The organism is Streptomyces sp. CC53, from assembly GCF_001865245.1.
Lineage (GTDB): Bacteria > Actinomycetota > Actinomycetes > Streptomycetales > Streptomycetaceae > Streptomyces.
Window position 1 is genome coordinate 25,548 of record NZ_MKXB01000064.1, and the last position, 22,293, is coordinate 47,840.

18 protein-coding genes are annotated in these 22,293 nt (G+C 75.4%); 7 read left to right on the forward strand and 11 right to left on the reverse strand.

From position 1 onward, the window contains the following. Positions 1–75 precede the first annotated feature (75 nt). The 3 genes from BJP40_RS05790 (at position 76) to BJP40_RS05800 (ending at position 2,216) form a co-directional block, all read left to right on the forward strand. A complete protein-coding gene (locus BJP40_RS05790) occupies positions 76–495 on the forward strand; it encodes a PRC-barrel domain-containing protein (protein ID WP_071269433.1) in 420 nt (139 codons plus the stop codon). Between the two features lie 810 nt (positions 496–1,305). Then, the gene (locus tag BJP40_RS05795; protein ID WP_071269435.1) at positions 1,306–1,680 is read left to right on the forward strand and encodes a hypothetical protein; all 375 of its coding nucleotides are present in this window, start codon (positions 1,306–1,308) and stop codon (positions 1,678–1,680) included. 200 nt (positions 1,681–1,880) lie between these two features. Then, entirely contained in the window at positions 1,881–2,216 is a 336-nt protein-coding gene (locus BJP40_RS05800; RefSeq protein WP_071279151.1) for a helix-turn-helix transcriptional regulator, read from the forward strand. A gap of 817 nt (positions 2,217–3,033) precedes the next feature. On the opposite strand, the gene BJP40_RS05805 is transcribed toward BJP40_RS05800, so the two are convergent. Continuing rightward, positions 3,034–4,617 carry a glycerol-3-phosphate dehydrogenase/oxidase gene (locus tag BJP40_RS05805; RefSeq protein WP_071279153.1) on the reverse strand — a complete coding sequence of 528 codons (1,584 nt, stop codon included), beginning with the start codon at positions 4,615–4,617 and terminating at the stop codon, positions 3,034–3,036. After that, complete coding sequence (locus BJP40_RS05810; protein ID WP_071279155.1) at positions 4,614–5,294, reverse strand: TetR/AcrR family transcriptional regulator; 681 nt, start codon at positions 5,292–5,294, stop codon at positions 4,614–4,616. The genes BJP40_RS05805 and BJP40_RS05810 overlap by 4 nt, the downstream gene beginning before the upstream one ends. Before the next feature lie 74 nt (positions 5,295–5,368). Here BJP40_RS05810 and BJP40_RS05815 point away from each other — a divergent pair, with 74 nt between their 5' ends. The 3 genes from BJP40_RS05815 to BJP40_RS05825 all read left to right on the forward strand — a co-directional run bounded on the left by BJP40_RS05815 (position 5,369) and on the right by BJP40_RS05825 (position 9,435). Further along, on the forward strand, positions 5,369–6,955 hold the full coding sequence (locus tag BJP40_RS05815) for an FAD-binding oxidoreductase (protein WP_071279157.1): 1,587 nt from the start codon (positions 5,369–5,371) through the stop codon (positions 6,953–6,955). Positions 6,956–7,001: 46 nt separating this feature from the next. Further along, positions 7,002–7,883 carry a YegS/Rv2252/BmrU family lipid kinase gene (locus BJP40_RS05820; RefSeq protein ID WP_071279159.1) on the forward strand — a complete coding sequence of 294 codons (882 nt, stop codon included), beginning with the start codon at positions 7,002–7,004 and terminating at the stop codon, positions 7,881–7,883. Between the two features lie 550 nt (positions 7,884–8,433). Next, positions 8,434–9,435 carry a helix-turn-helix transcriptional regulator gene (locus BJP40_RS05825; protein WP_079170954.1) on the forward strand — a complete coding sequence of 334 codons (1,002 nt, stop codon included), beginning with the start codon at positions 8,434–8,436 and terminating at the stop codon, positions 9,433–9,435. 204 nt (positions 9,436–9,639) lie between these two features. On the opposite strand, the gene BJP40_RS05830 is transcribed toward BJP40_RS05825, so the two are convergent. Together BJP40_RS05830 and BJP40_RS05835 are read right to left on the reverse strand one after the other, a co-directional pair. Then, positions 9,640–9,912, reverse strand: a complete 273-nt coding sequence (locus BJP40_RS05830; protein ID WP_071279161.1) for a hypothetical protein — start codon at positions 9,910–9,912, stop codon at positions 9,640–9,642. Further along, positions 9,909–11,159 carry an amidohydrolase gene (locus tag BJP40_RS05835; RefSeq protein WP_071279163.1) on the reverse strand — a complete coding sequence of 417 codons (1,251 nt, stop codon included), beginning with the start codon at positions 11,157–11,159 and terminating at the stop codon, positions 9,909–9,911. The genes BJP40_RS05830 and BJP40_RS05835 overlap by 4 nt, the downstream gene beginning before the upstream one ends. A gap of 292 nt (positions 11,160–11,451) precedes the next feature. On the opposite strand from BJP40_RS05835, the gene BJP40_RS05840 reads away from it, so the two are divergent. Continuing rightward, on the forward strand, positions 11,452–11,628 hold the full coding sequence (locus tag BJP40_RS05840; protein ID WP_175500065.1) for a thiazolylpeptide-type bacteriocin: 177 nt from the start codon (positions 11,452–11,454) through the stop codon (positions 11,626–11,628). 86 nt (positions 11,629–11,714) lie between these two features. Here BJP40_RS05840 and BJP40_RS05845 read toward each other — a convergent pair whose 3' ends face one another. The 7 genes from BJP40_RS05845 to BJP40_RS05875 all read right to left on the reverse strand — a co-directional run bounded on the left by BJP40_RS05845 (position 11,715) and on the right by BJP40_RS05875 (position 22,267). Beyond that, on the reverse strand, positions 11,715–13,703 hold the full coding sequence (locus BJP40_RS05845) for a TOMM precursor leader peptide-binding protein (protein WP_071279165.1): 1,989 nt from the start codon (positions 13,701–13,703) through the stop codon (positions 11,715–11,717). Beyond that, complete coding sequence (locus tag BJP40_RS05850; protein ID WP_071279167.1) at positions 13,700–14,458, reverse strand: ABC transporter permease; 759 nt, start codon at positions 14,456–14,458, stop codon at positions 13,700–13,702. Before BJP40_RS05850 ends, BJP40_RS05845 begins: the two co-directional genes overlap by 4 nt. A gap of 134 nt (positions 14,459–14,592) precedes the next feature. Next, the gene (locus BJP40_RS05855) at positions 14,593–15,555 is read right to left on the reverse strand and encodes an ABC transporter ATP-binding protein (RefSeq protein ID WP_071271206.1); all 963 of its coding nucleotides are present in this window, start codon (positions 15,553–15,555) and stop codon (positions 14,593–14,595) included. Between the two features lie 144 nt (positions 15,556–15,699). Next, complete coding sequence (locus BJP40_RS05860) at positions 15,700–16,812, reverse strand: M50 family metallopeptidase (RefSeq protein WP_071279169.1); 1,113 nt, start codon at positions 16,810–16,812, stop codon at positions 15,700–15,702. Beyond that, positions 16,809–17,849 carry a lantibiotic dehydratase C-terminal domain-containing protein gene (locus BJP40_RS05865; protein ID WP_071279171.1) on the reverse strand — a complete coding sequence of 347 codons (1,041 nt, stop codon included), beginning with the start codon at positions 17,847–17,849 and terminating at the stop codon, positions 16,809–16,811. The genes BJP40_RS05860 and BJP40_RS05865 overlap by 4 nt, the downstream gene beginning before the upstream one ends. Continuing rightward, positions 17,846–20,629, reverse strand: a complete 2,784-nt coding sequence (locus BJP40_RS05870) for a lantibiotic dehydratase (protein ID WP_226962822.1) — start codon at positions 20,627–20,629, stop codon at positions 17,846–17,848. Before BJP40_RS05870 ends, BJP40_RS05865 begins: the two co-directional genes overlap by 4 nt. Positions 20,630–20,641: 12 nt before the next feature. After that, entirely contained in the window at positions 20,642–22,267 is a 1,626-nt protein-coding gene (locus BJP40_RS05875) for a SagB family peptide dehydrogenase (RefSeq protein ID WP_071279173.1), read from the reverse strand. Positions 22,268–22,293 lie beyond the last annotated feature (26 nt).

Genomic DNA, 22,293 nt, shown 5'->3' on the forward strand with positions numbered 1-22,293 from the left:
CGGTGTGTCCGGCGCCCCGCCACCGGGCCGGACCGCCCGCCGGGGGCCCCGCAGCGAGAGACGAGGAGACAACACGTGACCACGGGCAACGCTCCTGTCCTGAAGAAGATCAGCGAATCCGGGCAGACGGTGGCGTCGCCGGACGAGGACGTGCGCGGCCGGAAGGTCGTCGATGCCGAGGGCGACGAGATGGGCAAGGTGGACGACCTGCTCATCGACGAGCAGGAGGGCAAGGTCCGCTTCCTGCTCGTGGAGCACGGCGGCTTCCTCGGACTGGGCGAGAAGAAGACGTTCGTGCCGGTCGACGCCGTCGTGGACGTGCGGGACGACGTCGTCGCCATCAGCCGGTCCCGCCAGCAGATCGCCGACGCGCCGGCCTACGACCCGGAGCTGGTCGACGAGTCCCGGTACTCGGAGGACGTCTTCCGGCACTTCGGCATGGCCCCGTACTGGGGCGCCGGGTACGTCTACCCGCCGTACCCGTACTACCGCTGACGCCGGACCGGCCCGGGCCCCTGCGCCACCGCACCCGCCCGGCTTCTCCCGGAGCCCCCTCCGGCGGGCGGGGCCCGGGACGGCCGGCGGCGAACGGCAGTACCGCGGGAAGCGTGATCACCCCCCGGTCCGATCACGACGTGCGGTGTGTGCCACGGCTCCGCCGCGCGACGCGGCGGGCTGGCCGCGTAGGGCCTGCGGGGCACCGGTCGGCGCCGACACGGCCGCACGAGGCCCGCGCCGGCGCGGACGCGGACCGTCACAGGTGCCGGGGCGGACCGGGCAGCGGTGTGCGCACGGGTGCGGCCAGTCCGACGAAGACCACCATCTCGTGGCCTCCGGGATCGGTCTACAGCGGCACGTCACGCCAGTTGTCGGCCCACCACACGTTGCCCGACGGGTCGATCTGGACAGCCGTGCTGCGTTCCAGTCCGTCGCCCGACACCGTACAGCCCGCCGCCCCGGCACGGAGTGCCCGGCACGTCCTCGCCGGTCGGGGCCGGCCGGGAGAGGAGGGGCGGGCGCCCCTCTACACGGAGGGGCGGGTGCACGGCGGCCAGACGGAGCAGGCACCTCGGGGGCGGCGACGGGGCCCCGGGAGCCGAAGGGCACCAGCCGACCGTACAGAAGCGCGATGCGGTCACTTATCGGATGCTGTCGATCACACATGATCCCGTGGTGCGCTCTTTCGATCTTCTCCTGTCATCCGTAGGACAAGCCGACCATATGTCTGACCACAGTGCGTAAGGTCCAAGTCACGGATCCGGGCCGTGCGCCCCGGACAGAACCGGCACTGGAGGACATACCGAAATGGCCAACGTGGAGATCTCGCTCAAGGAGACGCTGACCTCGATCGAGGGCGCTCTCGGCGTCGCCCTGGTCGACTACACGAGCGGCATGGCGCTCGGCACCCTGGGCGGCGGCAAGGACCTGGACCTGTCCGTTGCGGCCGCGGGCAACACCGACGTGATCCGGGCCAAGGCCCGCACGATGGAGCACCTCGGCCTGAAGGACGACATCGAGGACATGCTGATCACACTCGGGAGTCAGTACCACCTCATCCGGCTGCTGACGGGCCGGGGCGGCAACGGGCTGTTCCTCTACCTCGTCCTGGACAAGGCGAAGTCCAATCTGGCGATGGCCCGCCACCAGCTCAAGCGCATCGAGGCGGAGCTGGAAGTCTAGACACGCTCTCCGTCCGGGCCTTCGCACACCCATGAGTTGAAGATTTCTTCATGTAGCCACATACAGATCGGCCCAATCCATGAGGTGTGCGGGGCCCGGACCAGGGAAAATCGTGGTGAACGACGTCGCCGCAGCGGTCGGCCGCAGGTCACCGCTGAGGACGCAGCCCGTCAACCGCGGCAGGGAGCGAGCAATCCACCATGCAGGTGCCCCTCTACCAGGCCAAGGCCGAGTTCTTCCGCATGCTCGGACACCCGGTGCGCATCCGGGTCTTGGAGCTACTGCAGAATGGGCCCGTTCCCGTGCGCGACCTGCTGGACGACATCGACATCGAACCCTCCAGCCTGTCGCAGCAGTTGGCGGTTCTGCGCCGTTCCGGCATCGTCGTGTCCATACGTGAGGGCTCCACGGTCAGCTACGCCCTCGCCGGCGGCGATGTCGCCGAACTCCTGCGGGCCGCCCGCATGATCCTCACCGACCTCCTGGCGGGGCAGACCGAGTTGCTCGCCGAGCTCCGCCAGGCGGAGGGGGTCTGAAGCCAGGCGGTACGGGTCGGGCGGACCGCGGCCGTCCACCCGCCGCAGCCCGGTGCCCGCCGCCTGCCCGCCCAGGCAGCCGACCCGGCACGGCACGGCCGCAGACGGCACGGGGGGGCGAACGCCCCCACCCGTGTCCGGTGCCGCCCCCTCCGCATCCTGGGGCCTACGGGGGGCTTACCGCGGACGGCCGCATTCCGCCCGCCCCCGTAGGTGCCGCTCGGGCGCGCCACCCGGCGCGCCGGGGCGGCGGCACGGACGACGCTTCCGGGCGGCAGCACGGGCATGGACGACGCGTCACGGTCCGGGCCCGGCACCGGTCGCCGGGGCGGGCTCCGCTCCATGCGGGGCTCCGATCCCGGGGCTGCCGGAGGCGGAGCGGAGGCCCCCGAGGGCGGGCCGGAGGGACGGACCGGAGACTCCCGAGAGCGGACCGGAGGGACCGACCGGAGGCTCCCGCGGGCGGACCGGCGGGGTGCCCTGCGGCACCCCGGACCTGCTTCAGCGTCAGGGCGGGCCGGTCCGGCGCAGCGGGGTCACGTCCCCGCCTCCTGCGGGCGCACTGCCGAGCCGCGGCCCCCGTCGTCCCGGTGCGGAACCGGGTCACCGCCGTCTCCCGGCGGCCCGATCCGGCCGCCGCGTCCCTCCGGCGTCGGGGCCGAGCCGCCGCCCGCCCGGCGCCGGTCAACGCTCCGCAGTCGGCCGGGGCCGGCTCCGCAGGGCCGTCCCCGCTGCGTACCCGGCATCGCCGACCGGGCGCGGGGCGCCGGCCGCGCGGGTCCGGCGCGGTGGGGACGCGCCCCCGCCGCATGCGGCTTCAGGGCGCGGTGGGTTGGTCGGCGGCGCGCCGCAGCGCCTCCCCCGCGGCGGCCAGGGCCGCTTCCCGGTCCTGCGGTACGAGACCGATGCGGGTGCGCCGGTCCAGCAGGTCGCCTTCGTCGAGGGCCCCCTCGTGGCGTACCGCCCACAGCAGTTCCGCCCCGGTGACCGGGTGCCCGGGCACCACGGGTCGGGCGAGGTCCGGGTCCGCCAGTCCGAGCGCGTGGACGGCCGGGGCCTCGGTGCCGTAGCGGCGCACGAGGCGGCGGGGCGCCTCCAGGGCGGCGAGCCGGGACGGGCGCGCCGCGCCGACCAGGGGCAGGGACGCGGTCCGGCAGGGAGCGGCGGGCAGGCCGCGGGCGCGGACGGCCGCGTCCACGGCGTCCTGCGCCATGCGCCGGTACGTGGTGAGCTTGCCGCCGACCACGGTGACGACGCCCTCCGCGGACGTGAGCACCGCGTGCTTGCGGGAGATGTCCGCCGTGCGGCCGCCGTCCGCGTCCGCCGCGGTGTCGAGGAGGGGCCGCAGTCCGGCGAAGGCGCCGATGACGTCGTCGCGGCCCAGCGGCACGTCCAGGGTCGAGCAGAGGACGTCGAGGAGGAATCCGATGTCGGTCTCGGGCACCTCCGGCACGTCGGGGATGCCGCCGTCGACCGGCTCGTCGGTCAGGCCCACGTACACGCGGCCGTCGCCCTGGGGCAGGACCAGCACGAAGCGGTTGGCCTCGCCGGGGATCGGGATGTGGAGGCCCGCGGTGAGGGAGCCCAGGTCCTCGGAGCGCAGGACGAGGTGGGTGCCGCGGGAAGGCCGCAGCCGGATGTCGCCGACGAGGCCGCCGGCCCAGACGCCGGTGGCGTTGACGACGGTGCGGGCGCGGACACGCGTCTCGCCGCCGGTGAGCTCGTCGCGTACGAGGGCCCCGTCGCCGTCCAGCCGGAGGGCGCGGGCCCGGGTGAGGACGCGCGCGCCGTGGGCGGCGGCGGTGCGCGCCAGGGCGGTGACGAGTCGGGCGTCGTCGCTGAGCCGGCCGTCCCAGGACAGCAGGCCGCCGCGCAGGCCGGTGGGCCGCAGGGCGGGCGCCATGTGGCGGGTCTCCACGGGCGACAGGGTGCGGGGGGCGGGGAGAGTGGTGCGGGAGGTGCGGGCGGCGGCGCGCAGGACGTCGCCGGCCCGGAAGCCGGCCCGGGCGAGGGCGGCCTGCGGGCGTGACACCAAGGGGGTCAGGGGGAGGACGAAGGGCTGGGCCGCCACGAGGTGGGGGGCGGTCCGCTCCATGAGGACGCCCCGCTCGACGGCGCTTTCGTAGGCGACGTCGAGCTGTCCGGTGGCCAGGTAGCGCAGCCCGCCGTGGACGAGTTTGGAGCTCCAGCGGGAGGTGCCGAAGGCCAGGTCGTGCGCGTCGACCGCGGCGACGCTGAGGCCGCGGGAGGCCGCGTCGAGGGCGGCGCCGGCACCGGTGGCGCCGAGGCCGACGACGAGCACGTCCACCACGGCGCCGTCGGCGAGTTCTGCGAACTCGCGTCGGCGGCGGGCGGCGTTCAGGGAGTGGGCGGGCTGGGCGGAGGTGCTCGGGCGGCTCATGGGGTGAGGGTCCTTTCCAGGATGGTCCGCAGCTCGCCGAGGAAGGCGGCCTCGTCGAGCGCGGCGGCCGCGCCGGACCCGGGTCCGGCCGTGCGGGGACCGGGCGCGGCGCCGGGGCCGTCCGTGGCCGCCGCGCCGGCGCCGTCCGCCGGTTCCTCGGTCATGGTGCGCAGCGAGAGCGTGAAGGACTGGACGACGAGCAGCAGCGCACGCGCCTGGAGCTCGGGGTGGACGCGGCGGACGGAACCGTCTGCGTGCCCCTCCTCCAGCGCGTCGCCGAGGAGGGCCAGCAGGGCGTCCTGGCTGGCGCCGCGGCGGTCCAGGACGTACGGCAGCAGCAGTTCGGGGTCCACGTCGAGGATCTTGTGGAAGAGCGGGTGGGCGCGGAACGCGGCGACGCCCGCGACCAGCCCGTCGACGATCCGGGGCCGCGCGGGCGCTCCGGGGTGCCGTTCCGGCATGGCGGAGAGCGCCACGCCGATCCACTCGCGGGTCATGAGGTCGCCGACGAGCGTGCGGACGTCGGGCCACCGGCGGTAGAGCGTCATGCGGGAGACACCGGCGCGGCGGGCCACGTCGGTGAGTGTCGTACGGCGCACGCCGACGGCCAGGACGCAGTCGCGTGCCGCGTCGAGGACGGGGTCCGCGTCCGAATGGTTGTGACGAATGGGCGTCATCTGTCACAGTGTAATGCCTGCGGGGCCCCGGGCACCGGGAACACCCGCGAAACCGACGGTGAGGACGAAGCCACGTGGACATGTTGTGGAGCGGCTGGGGCGACCCGGCCAAGGCGGCACCGCTGCCCGACACGGTGATCGGACTGCTGCGCGACCTGCTGGGTGTCGCCCCGCGTGCGGACGGGCCCGCGGCCCTGGACGAGATCGCCGTCCCCGACTCCACCCTCACCGCCGCGGCGCACCGCGCCCTCGCCGGGTGCCTCGGCGGCAGCGCCCACGTCCGCACGGACGCCGAGAGCCGCATCCGCCACACCCGCGGCAAGTCCACCCCCGACCTGCTGCGCATCCGCGCGGGCGACGTGGACGACATCCCCGCGGCCGTGCTGCTGCCCGCCGGCCACGACGAGGTCCTGGCGGTGCTGCGGATCTGCACCGAACACCAGCTGGCGGTCGTGCCGTTCGGCGGCGGCACCTCGGTCGTCGGCGGCCTGGCGCCCGAGCGCTCCCGGTTCGTCGCCCTGGACCTGCGGCGCATGGACGCCCTGCTCGACCTGGACGAGGTCTCCCGCACCGCGACCCTCCAGCCCGGGCTCAGGGCGCCGCAGGCCGAGGCACTGCTCAACGCGCGCGGCTTCACGCTCGGCCACTTCCCGCAGTCCTACGAGTGGGCCACCATCGGCGGCTTCGCCGCCGCCCGTTCCAGCGGGCAGGCGTCCGCGGGCTACGGCCGGTTCGACGAGATGGTCCTCGGCCTGACCGTCGCCACGCCCGAGGGCACCTGGGAGACCGGCCGCGCCCCCCGCTCGGCCGCAGGGCCCGACCTGCGCCAGCTCGTCCTGGGCTCCGAGGGGGCGTTCGGCGTCATCACGTCCGTGACCGTCCGCGTGCGGCCGCTGCCCGCGGTGCGGGTCTACGAAGGCTGGCGCTTCCCCTCCTTCGACGCGGGCACCCGGGCCCTGCGCGCCCTGGCGCAGGACGGTCCCCGCCCGACGGTGCTGCGGCTCTCCGACGAGACGGAGACCTTCATCGGCCTCGCCCACCCCGACCGCATCGGCGACGGCGCGGCCCCGGCCGGCTGCATGGCCGTCGTCGGGTTCGAGGGGACGGAGGCCGACACGGCGCTGCGCCGGGCCGGCGCCCGCGAGGTGCTGCTGGCCGCCGGGGGCGAGTACGCCGGGGAGGAGCCGGGCGAACGCTGGGCGCGCGGCCGCTACGACGCCCCCTACCTGCGGGACGCGCTGCTCGACGCGGGTGCCTTCGCGGAGACCCTGGAGACCGCCGCGTTCTGGTCGCGGCTGCCCGGACTGTACGCCGCCGTGCGGGAGGCCCTGACCTCCGCGCTCACCGGCGCGGGCACACCGCCCCTGGTCATGTGCCACGTCTCCCACGTGTACGAGAACGGCGCCTCGCTGTACTTCACGGTGGTATCGGCCCAGGGCGACGCCCCGGTCGCCCACTGGGAGCCCGCGAAGCACGCGGCGAACGAGGCGATCCTCGCGGCGGGCGGCACCATCAGCCACCACCACGGCGTGGGCACCGACCACCGCGACTGGTTCACCCAGGAGGCGGGGCCGCTCGGCGTGCGCGCCCTGCGGGCCGTCAAGGCCGGCCTCGACCCGGCGGGGATCCTCAACCCCGGCATCCTCATCCCCCTCCCCTGACCCGGCCGCCGGCCCCGGTCCACGACCCCCTCACGGAGGCGCGCCCATGAGACAGTTCACCGCCGTCGTCAACCCCGCCGCGGGAAGCTCCGGCGGCACGGCGGCCCTGCTGCCCGTCGCCCGCCTCCTGAGGGAGGCCGGGGCGCGGCTCGACACCCGCTACAGCCGCAGCCTGGACCATGCCCGCGCCCTGGCGCGGCGGGCGGCGGCGGACGGGCGGACCGTGCTCGCGGTCGGCGGTGACGGGATGGCCGGCGCCGTCGGCGGCGAACTGAGCGGCACCGGCGCGGTGCTGGGTCTCGTGCCGTCAGGCCGCGGCAACGACTTCGCCAGGGCCCTCGGCCTGCCCGGCGCCCCCCGGGCCCTGGCCGAGGTGCTGCTGCACGGCTCGCCGCGCGGCGTCGACACCATCGGGGTGGCCTCGGCGGCGCACCCCGAGGTGTCGGTGCTGGGCAGCGTGTACGCGGGCGTCGACGCGGTGGCCAACCGGTACGCCAACCGCTCCCGGCTGCTGCGGGGCTCCGCCTCCTACTACGCGGGGGGCCTGCGGGCGGTGGCCGCCTGGCGGCCGGCCACCTACCGGATCACCGTGGACGGGGTGCTGCTCGAACGGCGCGGCTACACGGTGGTCGCCGCCAACTCCGCCTTCTACGGCTTCGGTCGGCTCATCGCGCCCGACGCCCGCGTGGACGACGGGCTGCTGGACGTGGTGGTGGTGCACGACGCACCGAAGCGGCTGTTCTTCACCATGATGAACGAGCTCAAGACGGGCGCCCACCTGGCCCGGCCGCAGGTGGAGGTGGTGCGCGGCAGCGAGGTCCGCATCGAGGCCGACCGCGGCCTGCCGTACGGCGCGGACGGCGAGGTCGACGCCGCGCTGCCGGTCACCGTACGCGTGCAGCCCGCCGCGCTGAACGTCCTCGGCTGAACGTTCCGGGTCGGTCGGCCCGGTGCCACGACGCCGGTGGCACGACCCGGGCGGCACGCCCTCAGCCGGGCCCGCGTGCTGCCCGGCACCGCCCGCGGCGGGCACCAGCCCCGGGGTCTGGCCCGGCGATCCGGCAGACCCGGCGGCGTGCCCGTCCGCAGGACCGGTCTCCCCGACGGCCGTCCGCTTGCCGCTCCGCCCCACCGCTCCCGTGCCGGTGACTTCGCGGCCGGTCGCCGAGGGGCGTGGCGCGGCCGGCGGCGTGCCTCCCGGCCGGGGCGGCCACCCGCTGCCTTCCCGGGCCGCCGCCGCGCCGCCCGCACGGGAGACACCGCGGCGTGCCCCCGGCCCCCACCACCGGGAGCGTGGCCCCGCCGGTGCGCGCGGCCACGGGGCGCCGCCCGGTGAGCGGCGCACCTTCGGCCCTGCACGACAAATTCACAAGGCCGATCAGGTCACTTAGACTCTGGACGCGTCATCCCGGTGAGCCCTCCCGACCAAGGGGCGATCTCCACCAGGACCCGTACCGGCCATCATTCCCGGGGGAACGATGCGTGAGAACGAGATGGCGGTCTTCGGCGTCTCCGCACACGAGGAAGAGGCGTACCGGCATTTCCTGCGCAACCCGGGAACCCCGGCCGACGACATCCACCTCCTGCTGCACACCACGCAGGAGGGCGCCAGGCGGTGCCTGGGGCGCCTCCAGGAACTGGGACTGGTGCACCGCGCGGGCGAGGACGGGCTGGTGTTCCCTGCCGACCCCGACGTGGCGCTGACCCGGCTGATGGACGCGCGGATGCAGGAGCTCCACCAGGAGCTGATGCGCGTCACCCGCTCCCGGCACGTGGTGGACGGGCTGCGCGCCGAGCAGGCGTCGCGGTCGTACGCGCAGCCGGGCATCGAGCAGTTGGAGAGCCTGGCCGCGGTGCGCAACCGCATCGACGACCTGGCGTTCTTCGCCAGGGACGAGATCCTCGCCGTGGAGCCGTACCGCAAGCTGTCCTCCGAGAACATCGCCCGGTCCCGTCCCCTGGACCTGCGCTGCCTCCATCGCGGGGTGCGGATCAGGAACGTCGTCGTCCCCGCCGTGCTCGACGACCCCCCGACCACGGACTACCTCCGCGAACTGATCGCCCACGGCGCCGAGATACGGGTGTCCGAGGACACCAGCGAGCGCCTGCTGGTGTACGACAGGACGACCGCGCTGGTGCCGCTGGACCCGAAGGACACGGCGCGCGGGGCGCTGCTGGCCCACCGCAGCGGCCTCGTCGTCCACATCATCGCGTTGTTCGAGAAGATCTGGGACGCGTCGGAGGACCTGGAGCGCGTCGTGAAGGAGCGGTCCGCGGAGGCCGGCGGCGCCGCGCTCACCGAGATGGAGCGGCGGGTGCTCGTCTCCATGTGCACGGTGAGCAAGGACGAGGCCGGCGCACGGGAGCTGGGCGTGTCCGTACGGACGTACCGGCGGCACGTCGCCGAGCTGCTCCATGCCCTCGGGGCCGGCAACCGGGCGCACGCGGCGCTGCTCGCGCGGGAGCGCGGCTGGATCTGAGACCCGGGGGGCCGCACCCCGTTCGACGGCACGGAGCTCGCGCCCCCGGTGCGGGCACGGAGAACATTCCCGGTGCAGCGGGAGGCCCGCGCGGAGACTGGAGGGTCCCGCTGGAGGTGCGCGGGGCCCCGGCCGAGGACGGCGGCCGCCGGGGCGGTCCGGTCCGTCGCGGGCCGGCTCCCCGGCGGCCTCCCGGTCGGGGCGCTACCCCCCGGGGCCCGTCCCCGCCAGCCGCCAGCCCCGCAGCGCCGGGTCCGTCAGCGCCGTCCGGACCGCTTCCCGCACGGCGCTCTCCCCTGCGTGCGGCCCCAGGACGATGCGCAGCCTGATCCAGTCGAGGCCGACGGCCTCCGTGCACGCCCAGTGCCCGGGCAGCAGGGCCAGCAGCCGCACCAGGGTGGTCGCCGCCGCCGGGGCGCGGCCGTCGTCGCGGACCGCCTCCACGTCGACGTAGCCGGCGTGCCGCTCGACGGTCACGGGACCGCCTCCTCCAGGGAGTGCAGCGCCGCCTCCCTCAGGGCCGCGATCCCCGTGGGCAGGGCCGTCCGTACGTCGGGCGCGAAGCCGGGTGCGTGGTTGGCCGGCACCGGGACCCCTTCCGCGAGCGCCGACCGCAGGGTGCCGGCCCCGGTCACCCCGAGCAGCCAGTACGCCAGGGGGACGCCGCCGTCGGCGAAGCAGGGGAAGTCCTCGGCGGCCGTCGCGGCCGGGGTGCGGGTCACGCGCCGCGGGCCGAGGAGTCGGGTGTGCGCCTCGTACAGGGCGGCGGCCGCCGCGGGGTCGGGCACGAGGGGCCGGGCGTGCGAGGCGACCGCGAAGTCGGGGCCCGTGGGGCAGGCGGAGGCGGTGCACTCCGCGCGGATGACGCGCTCCGCTGCCGCCCGCAGCCTGGTGAGCGCCTCGTCGGTGAACGCCCGCAGCGTCAGCGAAAGTTCGGCCCGGTCCGGCGTGACGTTCGGGCGGTCGCCGGCTCTGAGGACACCCACCGTCAGCACGGCCTGCTCCGACGGATGGGTCTCCTGGGCCACGACCGACTGCAGGCGGACGACCGCGGCAGCCGCGGCCAGGACGGGGTCGGCCGTCAGGTGCGGGGTGCCCGCGTGGCCGCCGCGGCCGTGGACCACCGCGTCGAGCGTGAGGCTGCCGGCCATGAGGGGCGCGCCGGGCACGGCGTGGGCGACGGTGCCCGCGGGGAGCGGCGCGGCATGCTGGGCGAGCGCCAGGTCGGGGAGGCCGAACCGGTCGTACAGGCCGTCGTCCAGGAGCGCCCGCGCGCCCGTCAGGGTCTCCTCGGCGGGCTGGCCGACCACCAGGACGGTGCCGCGCCAGCGGTCCCGCAGCCGGGCCAGTTCCCCGGCCGCACCGGCCGCGGCGGCCAGGTGCAGGTCGTGGCCGCAGGCGTGCATCACGCCGGGCACGGTGCTGGCGTAGGGCAGGTTGGTCCGCTCGGTCACCGGCAGGGCGTCCAGCTCCGCGCGGATCAGGACCGTCGGTCCCGGACCGTTGCGCAGGACGCCGACGACGCCGTGGCCGCCGACGCCCCGGGTGACGGTGCAGCCGTGCCGGGACAGCGCGGCGGCGAAGCGGTCGGCGGTGCGCTGTTCGGCGCCGGAGAGCTCGGGGTGGGCGTGCAGGTCGAGGTAGAGCTCCAGGGCGGGGCGCAGCGCCTCGCGGGGCAGGTCGGGGATGCCGGGGGCCGCTGCTCCTTCGGCGGTGTATGTCATGGGCTTCGCTTCCGCTGGGTTCGGTACGGGGCTTGTGCCGGGCGGGCGCGGCGTGCGGGCCACGCTCCGCCCGCGGACGCCGTGCCGGCGGGCGTCCTCGGGCGCGCAGTCCCTCGTCGGCCGCGGTGGGCCGCCGGTGCGCTGTCACGGGGTGTCAGCGGTCTGGCAGCGGGAGGCGGGCCGATCTGACAGCGGGCGGGGCTTGGGTGGGGGGACCGCCCCCCGGCACCGCCGAGGTCCCGGCCGCACGGGTCGGGGCGGCGCTCCCCTTTAGTCGACGCCCAAGGAGACCATCATGGCCAAGTCGGAGCTCGCCACCCTCGCCGACGAGATCCTGGAGCTGGAGTCGGAGACCTTCGAGATCTCGGACTACTCGGACGCGGTCGAGGTCGTCCTCGCCGGTTCGTGCTCCTCGTCCTCGACTTCCACCTGCTCCAGCACGACCAGCACCACGTCCTGCAGCGCCTGATCCGGCCGCTGACGGCACACCGGCCCCTTCCCGGGTGGGATTCCGCCTCCCGGGAAGGGGCCTTGCCGTGCCAGGCTGCGTCGGGGTCACGGGAAGGGGTGCGGCACGGTCTTGACCTCGTCGTCGCGCAGCGGGTCCGGGCGCCGTCCCGCGTCGCGCAGCCCCGTGCGGAGCCTCGGCATCCGCAGGGCGCGCTGCCGGGTCCAGCCGAAGTCGAGCGGGAGCAGGCCGGGGACGGTCGTGCTGACGGTGTGCAGGCCCATGCGGTGCTGTTCGGGGGTGGTCTGGTCGACGGCGATCACGTCGAACCCGGCGGCGCACAGGTCGTCGCGGACCAGCCGCAGGTCGTCGAGCAGGTCCCCGGTGCGCGGGCGGCGCCGCTCCCAGTCCCCGTACAGCTCGGTGAGGGGCCGTACGGCGGCCGGGGACAGGTACTCGGCGGCGTGGTGGACCATGGACGGCAGGCCGTACAGCTGGGCGTGGTCCTTCAGGTGCAGGACCTTGGTGAAGTCGCGTGTCATGGCCTCCAGTTCGGTGCGGCGCTCGGCGACCTGGTAGGGGAGGTACGGGATGTAGGTGAGCACCTCGGAGAGGGCCGCCTCGACCGTGCCCTCCGGGTCGAAGCCGGCCGCCGCGGCGAAGGACAGGGAGCCGTGGCCGCCGTCGCGGCGGACCGCCAGGGCCGTGACGACGGGAACGGCGAGGCCCATGCGGGTGTCGAAGGCGTGGACGTCGTAGCCGTGCAGGGCGGCGCGGTCGGCCATGCTGCGGACGGCGGGGGTGCGGCAGCTCGCGAGGTCGATCTCGGTGAGGCGCGCCCTGCCGTACCAGGCGAGCAGGAACGCGTCCCGCTCGATCAGCTCCAGCAGCCCGAAGAGGACCGCCTCCTCCAGGCTGCCGCCGGTCGCGCAGCCGTTGGAGCACTCGAAGACGAAGTTGTCGGCGTCGACGCCCGCGCCGTAGTGGGCGAGCCTGGCGGGGACGAGGACGGGCCGGTCGTCGCGCAGGGAGTGGCCCCACACCCAGGGGATGGGGCGGTCCGGGTCGAAGGGGCTGACCAGGGGGTCGGCGGCGTACGTCTCCGGGGCGTAGAAGCCGCAGTCGGCGGGGTCGAGGGCGGGGACGCCGTCCGTGAGGAGGGTGCGGTGGGCCGCCGTGACGGGGCTGGTGCCGCGGCGCCGGTGGGTGCCCGCGTACCGTTCGAGCCCTTCGAGGTAGGCGAGGGTCCTGCTGGTGGTGTAACGGTTGGACTGGCCGCTCCAGGTGACGTCGTTGAGGCCGGCGTAGCCGCGGACGAAGTGGGTGCCGGCGACGGGCGCGGTGGTGGTGGAGGCGGGGTTGATCCAGGTGTCGGTGCCGATGGCCCCGCACACGGGGTTGGCCAGGGCGGCGGTCGGGAGGGGGTAGGCGTCGAGGGGCCGCAGCCGGTGGCCGTCGGCGTCCGGTTTCGGCTGGGGGACGAACGCCATGCGGGCCGCGTCGGCGGTGTCGGGGCGCTCCCGCACGCAGGCGGGGCACAGCGGGTCGGGCAGCAGCGGGAAGGTGGCGGTGGCGAGGGTGCCCAGGTCCACGCGGGTCACCTGGGGCAGCGCACGGTCCGCGGCCGTGAATCCGGCGGGCGCGGTGCGCAGTCCGGGCAGGACGGCGCGGTAGGCGGCCCAGACGGCGTCCACGGCGAAGGGGGTGAGGACGGGCCAGGCGGTGGCGCCGTGCGACCGGAAGCCGAGTTCCAGGGCCTCACGCTCGGAGCGGCTGCGCAGCCGCTGCCAGCGCATGGCGAGGCACTGGCCGCACGCGTCCGTCCCGGATCCGTCGACGGTGCCGTCGTCCGGGCCGCCGCCCCAGGGGCCGAGGAGGACGGCGCGTGCGGTGAGCTGCACGTTCGCGGCGGGCCGTGCGGCGGCGTACGGATCGGGGGCGCCGCAGCCGAGGGTGTCGGCGGCGCCGAGCGGGACGACCACGGGGGCGGGCAGGTCCGGCCGGGCCGCCGCGCCGTGGCGGCCGGTCAGCTCCCGCTGGAGCTGACGCCTGGCCGCGTCCAGGGGTGTGGGTGCGTGTACGGCGGTGGCCGTCATGACTGGTCGCTCCAGCGGAAGGTCTTCAGCGCGACGGCGCCGAAGACGGCGGCGCAGCCCGCGAGCACCGCGCACGCCGTGGCGACGGCGGTGCCCACGCCGGAGGTGCCGGTCAGGGCGGCGGAGGTGCCGTCGACGAGGTAGTGCAGGGGCAGCGCCTTGGCGAGGGTCTGCATCCAGTCCGGCATGGCGTCGAGGGGGAAGAAGGAGCCGGAGAGGAACGCCATGGGGATCATCAGGCAGTTGGCGATGGCGGCGACCGCCTCGGGCGTCTTGGCGTACGAGCCGACGATGACGCCGATGGCCAGGAACGCGGTGATGCCGAGGACCAGCACCGGCAGCACCAGCGGCCAGCCGGAGGCGAGCCTGAGCCCGAACCACGGCAGCAGCGCGACGCCCACGAACAGCGCGGTCTGGACAAGGCCGATGCCGAGGGCCAGGACGTAGCGGGAGCCGAGCACGGCGGGCAGCCGCACCGGGGTCATGCGGATGAGGCGCAGCAGGTCGTCGCGGCGCCACTGCATCAGTACGAACCCGACGCCGAAGACGGCGGCGTTGGCGACGCCCCAGGCGAGGACGCCTGGCGCGATGTAGTTGATGTAGGGCTGTCCGCTCTGCTCGACGTCCTTGCCGTGGAAGATGAGGCCGAAGACGACGAGGAAGAGGAGGGGGAAGGCGAAGGTGAAGAACAGGGTGGTCTTGTCGCGGACGTAGGCCCGGTAGCCGGCCTGGCTCAACGCGGCGTATGCGCTCATGGTGGCGGTTCTCTCTCGTGTACGCGGGGGCGCGTGGAACGGCGCTGCGGACACGGTGAGGGCCACGGGGCCTTCCTCGTGTACGCGGGGGCGCGCGGAACGGGGACGGGGACGGGGTGCTGGACGGAGGGCGGCTACGGGGCTTCGGCGGTGGCGTGCGGGGCGGCGCCGCCGGTCAGTTCGAGGTAGACGTCCTCCAGGCTGGCGGTGCGGGTCCGTACGCCCTGGAGCCCCGCGAGGCGGTCGACGTGGGCGAGGACGGGTCCCGCGTCCAGGGTTTCCAGGACGATCGTGTCGCCTTCCAGGGCGGCCGACCGCACGCCGGGGATGCCCCGGGCGGCTTCCAGGGCGAGCCGGTCGGCGGGCACCAGGAGCCGGGTGGTGGGGCTGCCCGCGGCGACCATCCGCGCGGGCGTGTCGAGTGCGGCGACGCGTCCGGCGACGATGATGGCGACCCGGTCGCAGAGCACCTCCGCCTCGTCCAGGTGGTGGGTGGTGTAGACGATGGTGCGGCCGGCGCCCTTCAGGTCGCGGAGCACCTGCCACAGGTCGCGGCGTGCCTGCGGGTCGAGTGCGGCGGTCGGCTCGTCGAGGAAGATCAGCTCCGGTTCGTGGGCGAGGGCGGCGGCGATGGCGAGGCGCTGGCGCTGGCCGCCCGACAGGTCCTCCACCCGGGTGTCGCCGTGGTCGGTGAGCCGGACGGAGGCCAGGGCGCGTTCCGCCGCGTCGTGGCCGGCGCCGTACAGGGCGGCGACGGTGCGCAGGTGTTCGCGGGCCGTCAGCCGGACGAAGAAGGCGGATGCCTGGGTCTGGACGCCGAGCTTGGGCAGCAGGTCCACGTTGCGCGGCCAGGGGGCGCGGCCGAGGACGGACACGGACCCGGAGTCCGCCTGCCGCAGGCCCTCCATGATCTCGATGAGGGTGGTCTTGCCCGCGCCGTTGGGGCCGAGGAGCCCGAAGAACTCACCGCGCGCCACGGTCAGCGAGACGCCGTCCACGGCCTTCACGGGTCCGTAGTGCTTGCGCACGGAGTCGAGGGCGACGGCCGGGCCGTCCTGCGCGGAGGGCGGCGGGGACGCGGGGGCGGTGGTGCTCATGGGTCTCTCCTTGTCGGTGCTCACCGGGTGGTGAGCCGGTGCCTTGTGGCTCACCTGTGGTGAGCGGGTGCCTTGTCGCCGCTCACCGGGCGTTGGGCCGGTGCCTTGTGGCGCCCGCCCTGGGGCGCGGGTGCGTGGTGGTGCTCACCCGGCGGTGAACAGGTGGTGGACGGTCGCGGCGGCCGCCGCGGCGAGCGCGAGGACCACGAGTGGCACGCTCAGTCCGTAGACGGTGTAGGCGGTGCGGGCGCTGCGCGGGTAGGCGCGGGCGGCGGGGTCACGGCGGACCGCGAGCCGCAGGTACGTCCGGGTGGAGGCGGCGAGGCCGGTGGCGCCCGCCCACTGCGCGACGATCTTGTACCCGTCGAGCGGGGGCAGCGGGACGAGCATGCTGAGCGCCTGCACGCTGCCGAGGAGCAGCAGTCCCGCGAGGGCCCCCCGCGTCGCGTCGTCGACGGGGGCGTACGCCCAGACGGCGAAGAACGGCAGGAGGAAGACGAGGTTCATCACGGCGCCGGCTGCGGCCGTGGCGATGCGGTGGCGGCGGGCGCCCAGGTAGAGGAAGTCGTCGACGGTGCAGTACATGATGACGGCGGGGAGCCGCCAGCGCAGGCCGATCTCGGAGACGTGGCCGCCGTGGTGGCGGGCGACCACGCCGTGGGCCAGCTCGTGCAGGGCGGTGCTCAGCCACAGCAGGGACGCGGTGGCCAGCAGCAGCACCGGATGGGTGAACACCTGCCGTGCCCCGAGGACGAGTTCACCCGCGTGCAGGGCGAGGACCGCCTCCATGACGGCGACCAGCACCAGCAGCGGGACCGTGCACCACGGCGACAGCAGGGGGCGCACGGCCCGGTGCAGCCGGGCGGTCGTGGCGTCGGCGTCCGCGACCAGCCGCAGCGTCCCGCGCAGCAGCCCGCGCGGGGCGGGCGGCGGGGGCTCGGGCGCGGCGGCGGGCGGGGAGTCGGTGAGCAGTCCCCTGGTGCCGAGCATGCCCAGCAGCTGCTGCCAGTGAGGGGCGCCGAGCCTGCGGCCGTAGGCGTGGGCGTAGTCGGCGCCGATCTCCTCCAGGCTGCGGCGGCCGTCCATGCGGGAGATGAGGAAGTGCTCCTTGGTGCCGACTTTGAACGACTGGCCGCTGCCGGTGTCCTTGATGAGGTGGACCGTGGCCGGGCCGTGCAGCAGCGCGTCGCTGACGAGCACCCCCGGGCGCAGCGCGGGCCGGTACGCGGTGAAGGCGGAGGGACGCGGGGAGGTCATCGCGGCTCCCGCAGGGCGCGGCCGAGGATGTGGGCGAGGTAGGCCTCGTCGCGGATGGTGACGTGCAGCCGGTTGTTGGTCATGTGCATGTACGGGGAGAGGAGGCGCGGCAGGGCGGCGGCGGGGTCGGTGACGCGTTCGTCGCGGGTGCCGTCCCAGGACCGGAAGACCAGGTCGCCGTTCTCGGCCAGGGCGCGGGCGCGGTCGCGGAGTTCGGCGCAGTGCGCGGCCCAGCCGGCGAGGAACGCGGGCAGCCGGGGCGCGTCGCCGCCCCCGGCGACGGCCGTGCGGACCGCGGCGAAGCGGGCGGCGAGCTTCGGGGCCATCGCCGCGTAGTGGGTGTCGTACTCCTCGCTGCCGATGAAGTCGGTGCCGGGGAAGGCGCGGTGCCAGAAGGCGTAGTAGCTGTCCAGGTAGTCGGCGAGGTCGCGACCGTCGGGCAGGAAGGTGCCGGACATGACCATCATGAGTTGCGCGGAGGTGCCGAGCAGCACGGTCCGCAGGTGCAGGTTCTTGGTGCGGAAGGCTTCGATGACGAGGTCGCTGGAGTGCCGGAAGTGCCATTCGGCCAGTTCGATCCCGGCCGGTCCGCCGTACTTGCCGTACTCGGGCTCGTAGGGCTCGGGGCTGCGGGTGTTGTTGGGCCGCAGCCGCATGCGGCCCTGGTCGTCGGTGTAGCGGCCGCGTTCGGCGGCGGGGAACTCGATCTCGAAGAGCGTGTTGTAGAAGTCGCTGAGGAACCCGGAGTCGACCTCGTAGAGGGCGGGGCGCTCGCTGAGGAACGCGTCGACGGCGCGGGCGGTGCGGCTGCGGACCTCGTCCTCCGCGGCGGGGGTGGACGGCTTGATCCGCAGGCGGACGTGGGGTCCTTCGAGCCAGTAGTTGATGAAGAAGTAGCCGGCGAGGAGGCCGTCCGCCTCCAGTCGGGCGACGAGGGGCCGGACGCAGTGCAGCAGCAGGGGGCGGGGGTTGGCGGCGTAGAAGACGTGGGTGGCCTGCCATGCGCCGGTGGCCGTGGGTGTCCCGGTCGTCGTCATCGGTGGTCGTCCCTTCCGGGGGTGCGGGTGCGCGCCGGCGTCTCGACGGCGAGTTCCGCGACGTGGCGGCCGCGGCCGGACGCGGTGTGCAGGGCGTCCTCGTCGGGGAGCATCTCCCGCAGGACGACCCGGGCCCGCCCGTTCCTCAGCAGCGCCTCGAACGCGGACAGCGACAGGGGGCTGTCGAAGTCCACGTACTGCGGTTTGGCGGCGGTGGCGCCGCGGGCTCCGGAGTCCGCGACAGTGGCGAAGACGCGGTCGGGCAGGCCGTGCGCCCGCCGGAAGCGGTGCCAGGCGAGGAACCGCTCCTCGTCGGGGACGCCGGGCCCGGCCTGGGGCAGCCGGTCGGCGGTGCAGCTCCAGCTGCGGCGGCTGAGGACCACGCTGCCGTGGCGGACGCGCGGCCGGGTGGCGACCCCGTCGTGCGGCTCGCCCTCGGGGACGCCGGCCCACACGTCGAGCGGTGCGACGGACGTCGGGGAGAGGAGCAGCAGGGTGCGGGGCAGTTCGGGGAGGGCCAGCGGCACGAGGTAGCCGAGGTAGACGGGGACCACTTCGCGGCCGAGGCGGGTGGAGCGCAGGACCAGGCGGTCGGTGTCCTCGTCGTGCTCCAGGTACAGGGCGTCGAGCGGGATGCGGGCCTCCGGCTCCAGGGTGCCGCGTTCGCCCGGGCAGACGATCTCGTGCGTGGTGAGCCGCCCGTGCAGGTTGAGGTTGCTGGTGACGGGGCCGCCGGTGACCTCCGCGAACACGGCGTCGCGGGGCCGGACGTCCTCCGCGTGGCGCAGCAGCCGCTCCTCGACGCCGTCGAAGCAGTGGGTGAAGCGGCTGAAGGGGAAGGAGAGGCCGCCGTACGAGCGGTTCAGCACGGCGAGGGGGCGGCCGTCGCCGCGGTCGGCGAGCTGGAGGTGGTGGCTCATCGGCCGGAAGTCGGCGGTCACCGGGGCGAGCAGGTCCGCCATCTCGTCGATGAGGGAGTCGTCGACGACGACCTCCTGCCCGCCGCTGCGGTCGTGCAGGGCCCGCATGCGGGCGGTGAAGGTCTCGCGGGCCGCGTCGAGCACCTTCAGCTGCGGCAGTCCGAGCCAGTTCACCTCGGGGACGTAGCGCCCTTCGGCGTCGTGGGCGGTGCGCCCGGAGGTGAAGGACAGGTACTGGTCGTAGAAGTCCTCGTGGAAGTCGTGGACGAGTTTCAGCAGGTCGTCGCAGCGGCCGCCGGGCCGGTGGCGGGCGAGGAAGAAGCCCTTGAAGGTGAGGCGCTGCGGCAGCGTCAGGTCGAAGGCGGGCAGGATCCGCTCGACGCGGCCCAGCGGCCCTTCGATGTGCCGGGCCCACGCCTGGAGGTCCAGGGTCGTGCGCGTGCCCGCCGCGGCGTCCTCGTAGAGCACGGTCTGCGGGACGGCGCCCTGCTCCGCTCCCAGTTCCCGCTGGACGAGGCGCAGGTCGCTCCGCAGTTCCTCCAGCAGCGCGGTGCGGTCCGCGGGGGCCGCCCGCCCGAACCGCTCCACGCACGCGGCGGCCGTGTCGAGCCGGGCGGCGAGGGTGTCCGCCCAGGGGCGGCCGAGGCCCCGCAGGGAGGTCTGGAAGGTCCGCAGCGGGTCGGTGTCGTGCACCTCGGTCCGCAGGCACGGCACCTGCACCATGCCGACGTCGAGCAGCGCCTGGAGGTACCGGGCGCTCTCCTCCTCGTCGGCGCCCCGGTCGGCGGCGAGCCAGTCGGCCAGCTCGCCGAAGCGCACGGCGCCCCGCTCCTCGAAGAGCGCGAGCAGCCGCTCCAGGGTGCCGCTGCGGCGCAGGAAGAACAGGCGGTCCTTGACCGCGTCGAAGGTGACGGCCGTGTCGTCGTCGCCGGCCGTGACCCAGCGGCGCACGTAGCGCACCCGGTCGTCGTCCCGGCCCCAGCCGGAGGCGGGGGACACGGGCAGGTCGGCGCGGCGGGCCGGGTCGGCGGCGACCGTGTCCGCGAGGCGGCGCAGGGCGACCACGTTGAGGCGGGGGTGGCTGGTCCACTCGTCCGCGATCCGCGCCGCGAAGCCGCCCGCCACGGGCCTGGTGCCGGCGGGGTCGGGGCCCTGAGCGTGGCCCCGGTCCGGGGCGGGTCCGCGGTCGCCGGGGCCGGTGCCGGGGTCATCCGGGCCGGGGCTGGTGCGGGGGCCGGTGAACTCGCCGAGCGCGACGCCGGTGAACGTCGAGAACGGGCTGGTCTTGCAGGCCGTGCGGTAGAGGTACGACAGCAGCGACCGCTCGATCTTGCGCAGCTTCCGGTCCGGGAGGGCACCGGGGTCCGCGGCCGTTCTCCCGGTGTACGCGTCGAGTTGAGCGTCGAGGGCGGGTGAGGCGAGCAGCAGCCCCTTGCGCAGCCGTTCCTCGCCCGCGAGGCGGCACAGGGCGGCGCGGCTGCGGGCCGTCTCCGCGGCGAGCAGCCCGGCGCCCTGCGCGGTGCGGTCCGCGAGGCGCCTGCGGGCGGCCAGCCAGTCGGCGAGCGCCCGGCCCGCCGCCGGGTCGAGACGGGTGGTGAGGGTCAGTGCCGCGTCGGCTTGCGCCGCGTGCGGCAGGCGGTTGTTGAACGCGTCGCGGCGCACCTTCAGCAGCGCCCGCCGCTCCCCGGGGTCGCCGCACCGGCCGACCAGCGGGTGCAGCAGGTCCCCGAGCGCGGCGCCGGCCGCGCCGACCGCGTCTGCGGCGGCGAGGACGTCGTCGGCCCAGCGGCGGCTGTCCGGGCAGCGCAGCTCCCGTACGGTCTCGATCGGCAGTCCCGCGACCCGGAGCATGAACGGCATCGCGGGTCCCCTTCAGGCGATCTCGTACCGGTAGTCGGCGGGGGCGGGCCGCTCGTGGCCGATCATCATGATCAGCAAGGGGGCCTCGCCGGTGCCTTCCAGACCGAGTTCCTCGATGTACGCGATGTTGTCGAAGCCGAGGGCGACGCCGCAGCCGAGGCCCATCGCGGACGACGCCGTGTAGACGGCCTGGGAGACGGCGCCGACGACGGCGTTGACGACGCGGTAGCCGCGGTCGCCCACGGCGTCGAGCACGGCGGTGGTGCGGACGGCCGGGACGAGCACCGCCCCGGCCTGCTCCAGGTTGTAGTTCGCGAGGAAGTAGTTCCGCTGGAGGAACGCCCCGGGGCGGCCCTCCGTGACGGGCCGCAGTCCGTGTGCGGCGGGGTCGTAGGCGTACGCGCCCGGCGGGAGGCCCTCGACGTGGTTGGCGAACGCGTACAGCCCGGCCAGGCGGGTGTCGTCCGTGCCGGTGTCCCCGCCGAGCCGGGCGGCCGCCTCGGCGGCCTTCAGGCAGGCCGCGAGCTGGTCCCGGCCGACGGGCCGCGCCGCCTCGAAGCGGCCGAAGCTGCTGCGGCGGCGCCGCAGGGCGGTGCGCACGTCGGTGCCGAGCGGCCGCGGCGCGGGCAGCGCGGTCGCCGGGCCGCCCGGGGCGGGGGGCGCGGCGGCGGGGGCGAGCGCGCCGGGGGCGGGGCGCCGCGCGGCGTGCTCGGCGGTGGCGGCCTGCATCCGCGTGACGGCGTCGAACGCGAGGACCGTGCGGGACCGCTCAGCGTCCCGGCGGCGTACGGCCGCGGGGACGGGCGCCGACGGGGTGGTGGCGGTGGAGGCTGCGAGGGCGGGGGCCGACGGGGCGGGGGCGCCCCGCCACCGCAGGGGGACGACGGCGAACAGGCCCTCTTCCTGCGTGCGCAGGCCCAGCAGCCGGGCCAGCCGCTCCTCGTCGAACCACATCAGCGGTTCGACGTCCAGTCCCCGGGCCCTGGCCCACATGCGCCAGGTCTGCAGGACGGTGCCGACGTCCATGCTGACGGCGTGGAAGGAGAAGCTGTTGTACTTGAAGGCGTTCTGCCAGTACTTGACGCCGAGGACGAGGTACTGGTCGGTGTCCGCGGCCCCCGGCGCCGCCTCGCCCAGGGCGGCGCGCACCTCCCCCGACACGTCGCCGGCCAGCAGCCGCTGCAGGGCATGGCGGCGGGTCGCGTAGTAGTGGACGCCGGGCGGCAGGGGGCCGCCGGGACCGGACACCCAGTAGACGCTCACCGGGTAGAGGCCGCCGCCCGACGCGGTGCCGCGGGACCAGTTGGCGTCCGGGTAGCGGGGCAGGGCGGGAAGGTCCGTGTTCGCCTGGACTCCGAGGCGGCGGCCCGTCAGCCCGTACGAGTCGAGCAGCATCCCGGCGAGCGCGCCCAGGTCGAACGCCCCGCCGGGCACGCCGGTGCGGGTGACCGGTCCCAGGCCGCGGTCGAGGGAGGCGTCGGCGGGATATCCGCCGTCCGGGAGCGGCACGGTGTCCGCGCCCGGGTAGAGCTTCGTCCTGCGGGGGCTGTCGGCCCAGTCGGGCACGAAGTCGGCGGGCGGCATCGCGACCCGTCCGCGCCGCATGATGGCGGCGGCGTAGTCATGGGCGTACCCCATGGGTGACTCCTCGGTGGCTCGGTCGG